Below are 13,444 nucleotides of genomic sequence, written 5' to 3' on the forward strand. Positions count from 1 at the left end.
GTGATTGGCCGCATATGGGGCGCGGCATGGCACAGGGTCCGCAATACAGCGTCGAGGAAGGGGAGGACGGCCGCAAGGTATTGCGCCTGTCGGGCCCCTATCTCGTCTCCAGCATCGGAGAGATCGACCAGGACCTCAGGGTCATGGACCAGTCGCTCGACCGGATCGACCTGTCCGATGTCAGCGAGATCGACACCGTTGGCGCGTGGCTCGCCTGCTACGTCGCGCGGCAAACCAATGCCGAGATCGTCGGCACCAGCGAACGCGCGGACCGGCTGATGAAGGCCGTGGGCAACAGCATCAACGAGGCCGATGTCGAGGCCGACCGTGCCAGATTGCTGGAACGCGTCCCGGCGGTGGTCGGCGACAAGATATTCGAGATGGGAAGCGGCATTCGCACCATCGTCGGCTTCCTCGGCCAGATCCTGATGGCCGTCGCGGCGATGGTCCGCCACCCAGGCCGCTTCCGCATGAAGGCCATGGTGAGCCAGCTGGAAAGCGTGGGCGTCAACGCACTGCCCATCATCGGGCTGATGAGTTTCCTCATCGGCATCGTCATCGCGCAGCAGGGCGCGGCGCAGCTGGCGCAGTTCGGGGCCGAGACGCTGACCGTGAACCTGGTCGGCCGAATCACCCTGCGCGAGCTCGGCGTACTGATGACCGCGATCATGGTGGCGGGCCGGTCCGGCTCCGCCTTCGCGGCGCAGCTCGGCACGATGAAGCTGACCGAAGAAATCGACGCGATGCGCACCATCGGTATCTCGCCGATAGAAGCGCTGGTGATCCCGCGCATCGCCGCCTGTACCTTCATGATGATCCTGCTCGGTTTCTATGCCTCGGTCATGTCGATCATCGGCGGCGCGGTGATCGCGGACGTGATGCTGGGCATCCCCTTCATCACCTTCCTGCAGCGCATTCAGGAGGTCGTGCCGACCTACGACGTGTGGGTGGGCCTGATAAAGGCACCGGTCTTCGGCCTGATCGTCGCGCTGACCGGCTGCTATCAGGGCATGCAGGTGGAAGGGAACTCGGAACAGGTCGGCCTGCGCACGACGAAGGCGGTGGTCCAGGCGATCTTCGCCGTGATCGTGCTCGATGCCTTCTTCGCGGTGTTCTTCAGCAAGGTGGGCTGGCAATGAGCGACGCGGTCGAACACGATTCCACCGAACCGGCGCTCGGTCGGCACGAGCGGTTTCGCGGAAAATATCCGATCGAGATCGAGGGGGTCACCAATGCCTTCGGCGATCAGGTCGTGCACGAGAACCTGTCGCTGAAGGTGAAGCGGGGCGAGATCCTGGGCGTGGTCGGCGGTTCGGGCACCGGCAAATCGGTGCTGATGCGATCGGTCATCGGCCTGCAGACGCCCGATTCCGGCGATATTCGCGTGTTCGGGCGATCGATCACCTCGGCCGAACCGGACGAGGCGCTGGGGGTGCGCAACCGCTGGGGCGTGCTGTTCCAGGGCGGCGCGCTGTTCTCCACCCTGACCGTGGGCGAGAATGTCGAGGTTCCGCTAAAGCAGTTCTATCCCGATATCGAGCCCGACGTCATGCGCGACATCGCCCGCTACAAGGTGGTGATGAGCGGCCTGCCGGAGGATGCGGCGGCGAAATATCCCAGCGAGCTGTCGGGCGGCATGAAGAAGCGCGCGGGGCTGGCACGGGCGCTGGCGCTCGATCCGGAACTGCTGTTCCTGGACGAGCCGACCGCCGGGCTCGACCCGATCGGTGCCGCCGCGTTCGACCGGCTGACGCGCGAGCTGAAGGAAACGCTGGGGCTGACCGTCTTCCTCATCACCCACGACCTCGATACGCTGTACGAAATCTGCGACCGGGTCGCGGTGCTGGCGGACAAGCAGGTGATCGCGGTCGGGACGATCCCCGAACTGCTCGAAACCGACCACCCGTGGATCGACGAATATTTCAACGGCCCGCGCGGCCGCGCTGCGCTGTCGAGCAAGGAACGAAGCACCGCGATGGACAATTCCTCCGCGAGAGGGGCATAGGAACGTCATGGAAACGAGAGCAAATCATGTCTGGGTGGGCGCGGTCTCGCTGCTGATCCTCGCCGGTCTGGCGCTCTTCGTCGTCTGGATCGCCCGGCTGGGGCAGGGCGACCAGAAGGATTACGACATCTTCTTCAAGCAGTCGGTGGAAGGCCTCGCCAAGGGATCGCAGGTTTCCTTCGCCGGCGTTCCGGTGGGGCAGGTGCGGGAAATCCGCCTGTGGGAAGCCGATCCCGAATTCGTGCGCGTGCGGATCGCGGTGAAGGACGAGGTCCCCGTACTGGTCGGCACCACTGCCACCATCCAGAGCTCCTTCACCGGCGTATCCACCATCCTGCTGGACGGCGCGCGCAAGGGTCGCCCGCCCATCACCTGCGAGACCACCGCCTGTCCGGAAGACGTTCCGGTCATCCCGCCCAAGGCCGGGGGCTTCGGCCAGATCCTGGCCAATGCGCCGCTGCTGCTGGAGCGGCTGGCCACGCTGACCGAGCGGCTCACCGTCCTGCTGTCGGACCGGAACCAGGCGTCGATCGCAGGGATACTGGCCAATACCGACAAGATGACCGAGAGCCTCGCTTCGGCCACGCCGCAGATCGAGGGAACGCTTGCGGAGCTGCAGGTAACCCTGCGCGAAGCCGGGGAAACGCTCGATTCGTTCCAGAAAGTGACCGAGAGCACCGACCGCCTGCTCAACCAGGAAGGCGCCTCGCTTGCCGCGCAGCTCAGGCAGACGCTCAATTCGGCGAGCACCGCGGCCAATTCGCTGCAGGCCACGCTGGACGAGACGACGCCCGCGGCGCGCAAGATCAACGAAGAGACGATCCCGGCCGCCACCGCCGCGATCAAGGACCTGCAGGCGACCAGCAAGGCGCTGCGTCAGGTGACCGAGCGGATCGAGAGCGACGGCGCGGGCAGCCTGATCGGCAGCGAGAAGCTGCCCGACTATAAGCCGAAGTGAGGGTGAGAATGACTGCCACGACCAAGTTTGCTCGCCTGGTGCCGACCGTCGGCCTCGCACTGGCGCTGTCTGCCTGCATCAGCTTCGGCAGCGAACCGCCGCCCTCCCTGCTGACGCTGACGCCCGAACGCACGCCGGTGGCGGGTACGGGGGCCAGAGGAACTGCCGGGGGCGCGATCGCGGTGTCCGGTTTCGATGCACCCAAGAGCATCGCCGTCACGCGGGTGCCGGTACAGATCGACGCCAGCAACATCGCCTATCTGGAGGACGCGCAGTGGGTCGATCGGCCCGCGCGCCTCTTCCAGACACTGCTCGCGGAAACGCTGCGCAACCGCTCCAGCCGGATCGTGACCGATGGCAGCGATCCCGATTTCGCCGCGGACACGCGGGTGCGCGGATCGTTGGTCTCGTTCGGCTACGATGCCCAGTCTTCTTCTGTGGTCGTACGGGTCGATGCCGTGCTGGAGGGGAAGGGGCGCGAGATCACCACCCGCCGGTTCGAGCAGACGGTGCCGGGCATTCCCGCCGAGGTGGGCCCGGTCGGCACGGCGCTGAACGAGGCGGCGAACGACGTTGCCCAGCAGATCGCCGACTGGGTCGGCTGATTGTTGCAGCGGGGTCGGGCGGGAACGCCGCCTAATGCCCCTGCGCCTCGGCGGCCCAGCGGATCGCGTTGGTGAGGAAGCGGCGATAATTGGGATCGTCGTAGGCTTGCGGCGTATGGCCCAGCGCGCTGTAGACCACGCGGCCCGGGGTACGCGGATTGGTCCAGATGACCGGATGCGCGCCCATCGCCAGCGCTTCGCCCGCGCGATAGCTGTCCTCGTCGATGCTGGCGATAATCTGCATCCCATCGTCCGCAGGGCTCGCGCTGAAAGAATACCATTCGTCCGCCAGCGTCCATGGGAAGGTCAGCCCGGCCAGCAGCGGGTCGTCCGGTCGGTCCGGCACGATGCGGGCGGGCTGGATGTGGTCGTCGCCACCGGGATGGCCAATGAATGTCGTGCCGATGATGGAGTGGACGTACCACGGTCCGGTATGGCTGTCGTCGCCCGCGGCATGAAGCGCCACGATGCCGCCGCCGCGTGCGAGAAAGCGTGAAAACGCGCCTTCCTGCTCCCGCGTCAGGAAATCGCCGCTCGCGCTGTTGAGCACCACCACCGCGAAACGGCTCAGCTGCTCGTCATTGAAGACGGCTGCGTTCTCGGTGGTGTAGCTCTGCCGGCCGATCTCCGTAGCGATACCGGCCAGCACTGCGTTCGAGTGGGGGATATGCTCGATATGCCGCCAGCCATTCGTCTTGGAAACGATCAGCACCGCGTCGTGAAGCCCCTCCGGGAGTTCGGGAGCGACCTCGTCGTAGGTCGGCTGCGGCAGATGGGGGTCGCTCGCGGCGGGTGCCCCCATAAGCAGCAAAAGTGCGGCGATGGTGTGCAGCACGTTCATTCTCCCCGGACCGCTTTTAGCCGCTCGTCCCGGCGCGGTTCCTAGCCATCATCGCGCGATCGGGCGGCGAGGGCAAACCGCGCCGCCATCGCGAAGCGGGCCGCCCGGTCGGCGCGGCGCGCCGCGGCCTCCGCGTCTTCGCCCCACAGCTCGATCTGCCAGTCCTCTTCCAGATTGGCGGCGTTCCACAGCGCCTCGATGTCGGCGTCCGGTTCCAGCGCGGCCAGCGCGATGGTGAGCGAGGCGGCGAGCGACGCCATTTGCAGCAGCGCCGCCTGGGTCAACGGATCGACGTTCTGCAGGCGAGCCCGCAGTGTCTCGATGGTCTCGCCCGGCTGCGGGCGATGCATAACGCCGCTAGCACGCGCCAAGCGAACGCCTTCGCGGGCTTCGAGGGCGGTCAGCAGCGGCTCCCACAGCTCCTGCTGACGACGGAAAAGCGGCTCGTCGGGATCGGCGCGGTAACACAGCGTATCGGTCTCCGCGAAGGCCAGCAGCTTGCCGACCGAGTCCTCCGCGCCCGTCGCGATCCGGTCGATGGCAAAATCGGCCATGTCGCGGTGGGGGAAGGCAGCGGCATCGACATCCTCGCCCTGCGCCCGCCATTCGTACGCGAGCGCTTCGGCCAGCGCCCGCGAGGGCACGATCTGCTCGCTCTTGCCCTGGGTCTTCAGCGGTCGCCCGTCGAGCGCGACCTGATAGCCGCCCGCGACCTCCTTGACCGTCACGTCCTTCCAGAAGCGCTTCACCGGTCGCTCCCGCGCCAATGACGGGCGAGCAGCAGAGGCCCGAAGAAGAAACCGACGGTTCCCGCGATGAACAACACGCCGCCCAGTGTGGCATCGCCTTCCACCGCGTGCGCAGTGATTGCGGCACCATAGACCGCGGCGACCACGCAGATCAGCCGCACCAGCTGGAGCAGCCAGTAGCGATTGGCGATGCGGGTTTCGTCAGCCATCGATCATCGTCCTCAGCTCGGCTGCGGTGTTCGCCACGCCCACCGCTCCGGCGGAGAGGAGCGTGTCCGGGGGATGATAGCCCCAGCCGACCCCGATCGATCGCACGCCCGCCGCAGCCGCCATTTCGATATCGTAGATCGTATCGCCGATCATCACGCTGTTCGCGCGCTCAGCCAGGCATTCGTCAAGGGCCGCGAGCAGCATCTCCGGCGCGGGCTTGGACGGATGAAAATCGGCCGCCTGCAGGCTGTCGAACAGGTCGGTGAGCCCGTGCGTCGCCACGCAGGCGCGCAGGCCCCGGTCGGACTTGCCGGTCGCAACCGCAAGCGCCCAGCCATCGGCCTTCAGCTCGCGGAGAAGATCGGCGATGCCGGGATAGAGCGGTTCCGAGACTTGCCCGGCTTCGCGGGCCGAACGGAACGCGGTCTTGTAGGCCTCCACCGCGTGCGCCCGCTGCTCGGCGGGCGCGTCGGGAACGAGGTGGCGCAGGGCCATCGGCAGGCTCAGCCCCACGATCTGGCGAATATCGTGCCGGTCGGGGGTGGGCAGACCCGCTTCGGCGAAGGCGGTCTCCATCGCCTCGCACACCGCGCCCTGGCCATCGACCAGCGTGCCGTCGCAATCGAACACGGCGAGGCGTACGCTCACGCGACGAGCGCCCGCATCAATTGCGCGAGCGCGGGCGAGCCATGGGCTGCGAGTTGCGCGGCGATGGTGTCGCGCTCTTCCGGCGACTTCTTCTGCGACAGCTTCACCGTGGGCCGCCATGCCTGCGCCTCCAGCTCGAAGCCGACGATGCCACGCCGCAGCCCGTCCCAGCGATCGGCCGGGGTCTCCTCCGCCCGCCAGGGCTCGCCCTCGATCCGGTTCTCGTGCCGCTCGATCAGCGTGTGGAGCAGCGCCTCGACCCCGTCTTCGTCCATGCGCCGCACGCGGCCTTCCAGCTCCAGCGCGAGATAGTCCCAGGTCGGCACCTGCGCGCGGTCGGCATACCAGCGCGGGCTGACATAGCTGTCCGGCCCGTTCACGACGATCAGCGCGGTCGCGCCGTCGAGATGGCGGGTCAGCGCATTGCCGCGCGCGAGATGGAACTGCACTGCTCCGTCACCGGTCGACAGCAGCGGGGTGTGCGCCACCCGCGGGCCATCGGGCGTGGTCAGGAACACCATGCCGAAGCCGACCTGGTCGATCAGGCTCTCAAATAGCGCGCGATCCTCGCTGCGAAAGAGCGGGTTCGGGTGCATCAGCCGCGCCCCTTAGGCGATCCTTTTGCGGGCGATCCCTTCGGGGGGCCCTTGCGCTTCGCCCCGGACGGCGACTTCTTCCCCAGCTTGCCGGTGGGGGCGGTCGCACCGCGATTGCGCCGCTCGCCACGCTTCGATTTGCGGACCTGCTTGAAATGCGCGCGCGCGGCCTGCTTCTTTTCGGCCTTGGTCCGTTCGGGGGCTTCGTCGCGCAGCGGCTCCGCCGCGCTCAGCGACAGGTCGAAGCCCATCTGCTCCATGCTCGCAGCGAAATGTTCGGGTAGATCGGCGGTTACGTCCAGCTGGCCGCCACCATCGAGCTTGGGCTGGCTGATGACGAGACGCCGCGCGTGGAGGTGCATCTTGCGGCTGATGGAGCCGGTCAGGAATGCGTCCTGCCCGCCATACTTGCCGTCGCCCACGATCGGGTGGCCGATCGCCGCCATATGCACGCGCAGCTGGTGGGTGCGCCCGGTCATCGGCTCCAGCTCGACCCACGCCGCGCGGTTGCCCGCGCGTTCCGCCACGCGGTAACGGGTGACGGCGCGCTGGCCCCCTTCCTCGTCTACATGCATTTTCTCGCCGCCGGTGCCCGGCTGCTTGGCCAGCGCGGCGTCGATGGTGCCCTCGTGCACATCGGGTACGCCCACGACCAGCGCCCAGTAGATCTTCTTCGCGCTGCGGCCCGAAAAGCGCTTGGAATAGCTCGCCGCGCTGCCCGGCGTGCGTGCGATCAGCAGCACGCCGCTGGTATCCTTGTCCAGCCGATGGACCAGCCGCGGGCGGGGCTCATCGTCGCTATGATAAGCGTCGAGCAGACCGTCGACGTGGCGGTGCGTCTTGGTGCCCCCCTGCGTCGCGAGACCCGGCGGCTTGTTGAGGACGATCGCGCTGTTGGTGCGCGCGATCACCATGCTCTCGGCCAGCTCGATTTCCTCGGGCGTCAGTTCACGACGGGTCGCCGGCTTCCGGCGCGTATCCTCACCGCCGGGTGGAATGCGCAGGACCTGGCCCGCGCTCAGCCGGTCGTCCACCTTGGCACGGCCGCCGTCGACGCGCAGCTGACCGGTGCGCGCCCAGCGGCTGACCGTACCGAAGCCTACCTGCGGCAGGTTGCGCTTGAACCACCGGTCGAGCCGGATACCGTCGTCGTCGGGCGCGACCGCGAACTGGCGGACTTCATCGGACATTGCGATCATCCTGAACTTGTCGAAGGGTCATGCCGTCAGCCGCATCGCGATGAGGCCGATATAGAGCCCGACGAGACCCGCCAGCAACGAAACCCCGGCATAGGTGAGGGCGAGCGAGGGCTGGCCGCGCTCAATCAGCAGCATCAGTTCCAGGCTGAAGCTGGAAAAGGTGGTGAAGCCGCCGAGCAGCCCGACGCCCACGAAGATGCGCCAGGTCTCGCCCTGCGCCGCACCGTGACGGGCGAGGAATCCGGCGAGCAGCCCCATGGCGAGGCTGCCGATGACGTTGGCCGCCAGCGTCGCCCATGGGAAGGCGGTTATGGTCTGCGGCCCCAGCCACCCGGTCATCGCCCGGCCGAGCTGATAGCGCAGCACCGCGCCGGTGCCGCCGCCAGCGAAGACCAGCGCGGTGGCGGTAAGGGGAGGGGTCGCAGCCATATATGGGCTCCATAGACTTGCCCGCCGCTGTGGCAAGCCTGCCACGGCGCGGCAGGAGTGGTACGGGACCTTGCTTCGAGACGCGCGAAGTCCTATAGGGACCGCGATGGCGCCCGTCCGGAACGGTTACGGGCGCATTTTCGTTGCATTTACAGACGGTGACCCGCCGCCTCCCGAATCGATCGGGCGAATCACGCGGGCTCTGACCGATCGAATTGAAAGGTAGTGAACTCTATGCAGATCGTCGTTCGCGATAACAATGTCGACCAGGCTCTCCGCGCGCTCAAGAAGAAGCTGCAGCGCGAGGGGGTGTATCGCGAGATGAAGCTGCGCCGCCACTACGAGAAGCCGAGCGAGAAGCGCGCCCGTGAAAAGGCCGCCGCCGTTCGCCGCGCCCGCAAGATGGAGCGCAAGCGGATGGAGCGCGACGGCGCGGTATAAACCACCTGCGTTCACACGCCCGGCTTGAAGATCGGGCCGAGACACGCCAAAGGGCGCGGGTGGGCACATCGCCTCCCGCGCCCTTCGCGTATCGAACGCGCGGCTCCAGATCGCAGGACTTCTATCGATGACCGAGATTACCCGTGTACCGCTCCGGCCGATCGCCAAGGGCTCGCTGGCCAAGCTGTGGATCGGCGTGATCCTCGCGCTGCTGGTCGCCGCGGGCGTCGCCTGGGCCGCGGTTCCGGGCGGGGTCAAGGTGACCGAGCTCGAGGCCGGCAACGGCACCAGCCCACAGATCGGCGATGTCGTGTTCATCGATTATGTCGGCAAGCTGCCCGACGGGAAAACCTTCGACCAGTCGCAGCCTTCGCCCTTCCCCCCGGGCATCCTGCCGCCGGGCACGCCGATGCTACTGGAGGATAGGCAGATGATCCCCGGCTTCGTGGAAGGGCTGCAACGCACCGAGAAGGGCGGCAAGTACCGGATCGAGATTCCTTCCGACCTCGCCTATGGCGACAGCCCGCCGCCCGGTGCCCCGATCCCGCCGAACAGCGATCTTGTCTTCGACGTTACCGTGAACGACTTCATGAGCCGCGAGGATGCGGAGCGTCGCGTCCAGATGCTGCAGCAGATGATGATGCAGCAGCAGGGTGGCGCGCCGGGGGCAGCGCAGGCACCCGATTCGGCACCGGCTGGCAATTAAGGATAGTGCAGACCAAGTTCCCGCCTGGGGAATTTGGAGCCTTTCCTTCGGGTTGCCGGCCGCTGTCTCAACGCGGGACGGGTGTATTCGGGGCGATTGTCAGCGACCAGGGGCCGAATTAATACTTTCTTCATGACCGGACATCGCAGGGGCGATGATCCGGGTGAAGGAGGGCCGACGGCCATGAAACGTCTGAGTGTTATTTCCGCCGCCGTTATCGGCGCATCGATGATGGCCGTGCCCGCCAGCGCGGCGCCGACCATCAATTTCGGTACGAAGCATTCCAGCGCGACGAGTGGCGCTCCGGGCAACACCCGTACCTTCACGGGCACGGATAACGGTCAGACGATCAACGTCACCGCTTCCGCCTGGTCGGTGTTCATGAACGTCGTCACCAGCGCCTATCTCGGCGATTATGCGAACGGTCTGGGCGTGACGAACTTCCTCGAAGGTCGCGGCGCCAACAACACGCACACGATCGACAATTCGTTCGGCAGCGACTTCATCCTGCTGACCTTCGACCAGCCGGTCTCGCTGCCCTACGCCTATCTGTCCGCCTATGGCGATACCGACGTGACCTTCGCGTCGCTATCCTCCGGCGATACGAAGGGCTGGAACGGTTCCTCGGTGTCCAAGATCAATTCGCTGATCACCTCCAGCGACAACAGCTATGGCGGCACCGGCAGCCGCTGGGCGGCGAACGAATCGGGCGGGACCTCCGCCAACTGGATCGTCGGCGCGCTGACCCCCCGCAATCAGGTGACCGACAGTTTCAAGCTGGGCGCGGTCGTGGCGCAGGGTGTCCCGGGCGTGCCCGAACCGGCGACTTGGATGATGCTGATCCTGGGCTTCGGCGCGATCGGTTTCGGCATGCGTCGCCAGCGCAGCCGGACGCCGCGCGTTTCGCGCACCGTCCGCTACGCCTGATTTCGGGCAATCTGTCCGAATTCCTGCGCAAGAAGAGCGCGCGTGCTTGATGCGCACGGACGGGGGCGCTAACCGGCGTCCCCATGTCCGTAGACAAGCAGACCGTGGCCAAGATCGCTTCGCTGGCGCGCATCCGGATGGATGACGCGGCGCTGGAGCGCATGGTGCCCGAACTCAACAACATTCTCGGCTGGGTCGAACAGCTGGGCGAGGTCGATGTGGCCGGTGTCGAGCCGATGACGGCCGTCATCCCGCGTGCGCAGCGGCTGCGCGACGACGTGGTCGATGCCGACCCGCTGACCGGCGGCGGCGTGCGTGACCAGGTGCTGGCCAACGCGCCCGTGGCCGAACACGGCTTCTTCGGCGTGCCGAAGGTCATCGAGTGACGATCCCATCCGTCATTCCCGCAGCGGCGGGAATCCAGCGTGGCGCATGCCGCGCTCCGTTTTATGGGAACCCCACCTGTGCGGGGGTGACGAGGTAAGCATGACCGACCTGACAGAACTGGGCGTGAAGGCGATCCGCGACGGTGTCGCGGCGGGCGATTTCACCGCGCGCGAGGTGGCCGAAGCCTTCAACGCGAATGTCGCTTCGGCGCAGGACGCGCTCAACGCCTTCATCGTCGCCACGCCGGAGCAGGCGCTGGAGGCCGCCGATGCGGTCGACGCCGCGCGCGCGGATGCCAAGCCGCTGGGCAAGATGGCGGGCGTGCCGATCGGGATGAAGGACCTGTTCGCGACCAAGGGCGTGCAGACCACCGCGGCCAGCCACATCCTCGAAGGGTTCGTGCCTCAATACGAAAGCACCGTGTCGCAGAACCTGTGGAACGCGGGCGCGGGCATGCTGGGCAAGCTCAATCTCGACCAGTTCGCGATGGGTAGCTCGAACGAAACAAGCTATTTCGGCAACGTCAATTCGCCATGGCGCAAGTCGGGCAGCAATGCCGCGCTTGCCCCCGGCGGCAGTTCGGGCGGGTCGTCCGCCGCGGTCGCCGCACGGCTCGCGCCTGCCGCGACCGGTACCGACACCGGCGGTTCGATCCGCCAGCCCGCCGCTTTCACCGGCATCACCGGGATCAAGCCGACCTATGGCCGCTGTTCGCGTTGGGGCGTGGTCGCCTTCGCCAGCAGCCTCGACCAGGCCGGGCCGATGGCGCGCGACGTCACCGATTGCGCGATCATGCTGGAAGCGATGGCGGGTTACGATCCGAAGGATTCGACCAGCCTCGACATGCCCGTACCCGAATGGGAAGCGGGGCTGAATGCTGATGTGAAGGGCAAGCGCGTCGGCATTCCGCGCGAATACCGCATGGACGGCACCGATCAGGCGATCCTCGACAGCTGGGAACGCGGCAAGGAATGGCTGCGCGATGCGGGTGCGGAGATCGTCGACGTCTCGCTACCGCATACGAAATACGCGCTGCCCGCCTATTACATCATCGCGCCTGCCGAAGCCTCGAGCAATCTCGCGCGCTATGACGGCGTGCGCTACGGCCTGCGCGATCTGCCCGAGGGGGCGGGGCTGCAGGACATGTACGCCGCGACCCGCGCCGACGGCTTCGGCGACGAGGTGAAGCGCCGCATCCTGATCGGCACTTATGTGCTGAGCGCGGGGTTCTACGATGCCTACTACACGCAGGCGCAGAAAGTCCGCGCGCTGGTGGCCCGCGATTTCGAACGTGCCTGGGCAGATTGCGACGTGATCCTCGCCCCGACCACGCCCACTGCCAGCTTCCCGCTGGGTGAAAACAGCGACGATCCGCTGGCGATGTATTTGAACGACGTGTTTGCCGTACCCGCGAGCCTTGCCGGGCTGCCCGCGATGAGCGTGCCCGCGATGCTGAACGATGACGGCCTGCCGTTGGGCCTCCAGATCGTCGGCAAGCCCTTCGACGAGCAGGGGGTGCTGAACGCCGGCCTTGCCATCGAACAACGCGCTGGCTTCACCGCGAAACCGGAACGCTGGTGGTAGCCATCCGCGCGGCCCCGGCCGGGGGCACGCCGGAAAGGTTCGTTGCGCTCGATTCTCTGCGCGGGATCGCGGCACTGTTCATCGTCTTCTACCACATGGGCGATTTCGGCTGGGTGTCGGGGTGGACGCCGTTCCGCTCGGGCTGGATGCTGGTCGATTTTTTCTTCGTACTGTCGGGCTTTGTCATCGCGATGAGCTATGGCGCGCGGCTTGCGCATGGCTATCCGCGCGGCAGCTTCCTTCTGATCCGCTTCGGCCGGGTCTTTCCACTGCATCTTGCGGTGGTTGCGGGTTTCACTCTGCTCGAATTCACCGTGTTCCGCCCGATCCTGCATGAGGCGCACCCTCCCATGGAGTGGGTCAGGGGCGCTTTCCTGCTGGATGCCTTCGCGGTCGGGGCCGGCAATTTCTACGCTCCGGTCAGCTGGGCCGTGGGGGTGGAGATGGTGCTGTATGCGCTCGCTGCGCTGCTGTTCGGGCGCGGCGCGGTCGCAATTGCCGTCGCCGCCATGCTTGCCGTTGCCGCCGCATGGGGGCTGTGGAACCATATCTCGGTGGTGGGCTTCGGCTCGCTGCTCCAGCGCGGGCTGTTCGATTTCGCCATCGGCCTGCTGACCTGGCGTATCCACCAGCAATTTGCGCGGAGGGAGATAAGTACGACCCTGCTGACGGTTCTGGAAATCGGGTTGATCGCGCTCCTCATCTGGCTGCTGTGGATCCCCGGCAAGGATGGGCGCTGGGTCCTGCTCGCCGCGCCGCTCTTCGCCGCCATGGTGCTCGTCTTTGCGCGCGATCGCGGGCATGTCGCGCGCCTTCTCCACGCCGCGCCCTTCGTCTGGCTGGGGAAGCTCAGCTTCGCGCTGTTCATGGTTCATCTGTTCTGGGTGATCCTGCCGAACCGCTTCGGGCCGTGGATATTCGATGCGCTCGGCCATGCGGACTGGATCGCGCCGGGGCTGAACAAATACGGCCTGCTCAGCATGGCACCTCCGCCCGCGCTCGCCACGGCGATCAGCCTCGCGCTACTGGCCGGTGCACTCGCCACCGCGTGGCTGGCGTGGCGCACGATCGAGGAGCCTGCGCGCCACTGGACGAAGCGGCTCCCGCCGCCTGCGAAGTGACGCTTCACACCCGCGCCCGTCGCTATTAGAGGCAAGTC

Annotated in this window: 17 protein-coding genes; 10 read left to right on the forward strand and 7 right to left on the reverse strand. The window is 66.7% G+C overall.

Annotated features, from left to right (window positions below; translation table 11 throughout):
- Positions 1 to 26: 26 nt before the first annotated feature.
- Genes MKP08_RS06790 through MKP08_RS06805 form a run of 4 tightly spaced genes read left to right on the forward strand, consistent with a single transcriptional unit; the run spans position 27 to position 3,568 of the window.
- Complete coding sequence (locus MKP08_RS06790; protein WP_241555433.1) at positions 27 to 1,139, forward strand: ABC transporter permease; 1,113 nt, start codon at positions 27 to 29, stop codon at positions 1,137 to 1,139.
- The gene (locus MKP08_RS06795) at positions 1,136 to 2,005 is read left to right on the forward strand and encodes an ABC transporter ATP-binding protein (protein WP_215228841.1); all 870 of its coding nucleotides are present in this window, start codon (positions 1,136 to 1,138) and stop codon (positions 2,003 to 2,005) included. Before MKP08_RS06790 ends, MKP08_RS06795 begins: the two co-directional genes overlap by 4 nt.
- A 7-nt stretch (positions 2,006 to 2,012) precedes the next feature.
- A complete protein-coding gene (locus MKP08_RS06800) occupies positions 2,013 to 2,963 on the forward strand; it encodes an MlaD family protein (RefSeq protein WP_241555434.1) in 951 nt (316 codons plus the stop codon).
- Between the two features lie 8 nt (positions 2,964 to 2,971).
- Positions 2,972 to 3,568, forward strand: coding sequence for an ABC-type transport auxiliary lipoprotein family protein (locus tag MKP08_RS06805; protein ID WP_241555435.1), 597 nt, complete (start codon positions 2,972 to 2,974; stop codon positions 3,566 to 3,568).
- Positions 3,569 to 3,599: 31 nt separating this feature from the next.
- On the opposite strand, the gene MKP08_RS06810 is transcribed toward MKP08_RS06805, so the two are convergent.
- The 7 genes from MKP08_RS06810 to crcB are packed head-to-tail and all read right to left on the reverse strand — an operon-like array spanning position 3,600 to position 8,240.
- A complete protein-coding gene (locus tag MKP08_RS06810) occupies positions 3,600 to 4,409 on the reverse strand; it encodes a ThuA domain-containing protein (RefSeq protein WP_241555436.1) in 810 nt (269 codons plus the stop codon).
- Between the two features lie 41 nt (positions 4,410 to 4,450).
- Complete coding sequence (locus tag MKP08_RS06815; RefSeq protein WP_241555437.1) at positions 4,451 to 5,158, reverse strand: ATP12 family protein; 708 nt, start codon at positions 5,156 to 5,158, stop codon at positions 4,451 to 4,453.
- Complete coding sequence (locus tag MKP08_RS06820; RefSeq protein WP_215228837.1) at positions 5,155 to 5,367, reverse strand: hypothetical protein; 213 nt, start codon at positions 5,365 to 5,367, stop codon at positions 5,155 to 5,157. The genes MKP08_RS06815 and MKP08_RS06820 overlap by 4 nt, the downstream gene beginning before the upstream one ends.
- Positions 5,360 to 6,016, reverse strand: a complete 657-nt coding sequence (locus MKP08_RS06825; RefSeq protein WP_241555438.1) for an HAD-IA family hydrolase — start codon at positions 6,014 to 6,016, stop codon at positions 5,360 to 5,362. The genes MKP08_RS06820 and MKP08_RS06825 overlap by 8 nt, the downstream gene beginning before the upstream one ends.
- Complete coding sequence (locus MKP08_RS06830; protein ID WP_215228835.1) at positions 6,013 to 6,612, reverse strand: FMN-binding negative transcriptional regulator; 600 nt, start codon at positions 6,610 to 6,612, stop codon at positions 6,013 to 6,015. Before MKP08_RS06830 ends, MKP08_RS06825 begins: the two co-directional genes overlap by 4 nt.
- On the reverse strand, positions 6,612 to 7,811 hold the full coding sequence (locus MKP08_RS06835; RefSeq protein WP_241555439.1) for an RluA family pseudouridine synthase: 1,200 nt from the start codon (positions 7,809 to 7,811) through the stop codon (positions 6,612 to 6,614). The genes MKP08_RS06830 and MKP08_RS06835 overlap by 1 nt, the downstream gene beginning before the upstream one ends.
- An 18-nt stretch (positions 7,812 to 7,829) precedes the next feature.
- On the reverse strand, positions 7,830 to 8,240 hold the full coding sequence (gene crcB / locus MKP08_RS06840) for a fluoride efflux transporter CrcB (protein WP_241555440.1): 411 nt from the start codon (positions 8,238 to 8,240) through the stop codon (positions 7,830 to 7,832).
- A gap of 234 nt (positions 8,241 to 8,474) precedes the next feature.
- Here crcB and rpsU point away from each other — a divergent pair, with 234 nt between their 5' ends.
- The 6 genes from rpsU (at position 8,475) to MKP08_RS06870 (ending at position 13,406) form a co-directional block, all read left to right on the forward strand.
- Positions 8,475 to 8,681 (forward strand): 30S ribosomal protein S21, encoded by a 207-nt coding sequence (gene rpsU, locus MKP08_RS06845; protein WP_215228832.1) that lies wholly within the window; start codon positions 8,475 to 8,477, stop codon positions 8,679 to 8,681.
- Between the two features lie 127 nt (positions 8,682 to 8,808).
- Positions 8,809 to 9,387, forward strand: coding sequence for an FKBP-type peptidyl-prolyl cis-trans isomerase (locus MKP08_RS06850; protein WP_241555441.1), 579 nt, complete (start codon positions 8,809 to 8,811; stop codon positions 9,385 to 9,387).
- Between the two features lie 183 nt (positions 9,388 to 9,570).
- Positions 9,571 to 10,314: a PEPxxWA-CTERM sorting domain-containing protein gene (locus tag MKP08_RS06855; RefSeq protein WP_241555442.1), complete on the forward strand. Its 744-nt coding sequence runs from the start codon at positions 9,571 to 9,573 to the stop codon at positions 10,312 to 10,314.
- A gap of 83 nt (positions 10,315 to 10,397) precedes the next feature.
- Positions 10,398 to 10,700 (forward strand): Asp-tRNA(Asn)/Glu-tRNA(Gln) amidotransferase subunit GatC, encoded by a 303-nt coding sequence (gatC, locus tag MKP08_RS06860; protein WP_215228830.1) that lies wholly within the window; start codon positions 10,398 to 10,400, stop codon positions 10,698 to 10,700.
- A gap of 100 nt (positions 10,701 to 10,800) precedes the next feature.
- The gene (gene gatA / locus MKP08_RS06865; RefSeq protein WP_241555443.1) at positions 10,801 to 12,285 is read left to right on the forward strand and encodes an Asp-tRNA(Asn)/Glu-tRNA(Gln) amidotransferase subunit GatA; all 1,485 of its coding nucleotides are present in this window, start codon (positions 10,801 to 10,803) and stop codon (positions 12,283 to 12,285) included.
- Positions 12,279 to 13,406: an acyltransferase gene (locus MKP08_RS06870; RefSeq protein WP_241555444.1), complete on the forward strand. Its 1,128-nt coding sequence runs from the start codon at positions 12,279 to 12,281 to the stop codon at positions 13,404 to 13,406. Before gatA ends, MKP08_RS06870 begins: the two co-directional genes overlap by 7 nt.
- Positions 13,407 to 13,444: the final 38 nt, after the last annotated feature.

Origin of the sequence: Erythrobacter sp. LQ02-29, from assembly GCF_022576075.2 — a bacterium.
Classification (GTDB): Bacteria; Pseudomonadota; Alphaproteobacteria; order Sphingomonadales; family Sphingomonadaceae; genus Alteriqipengyuania.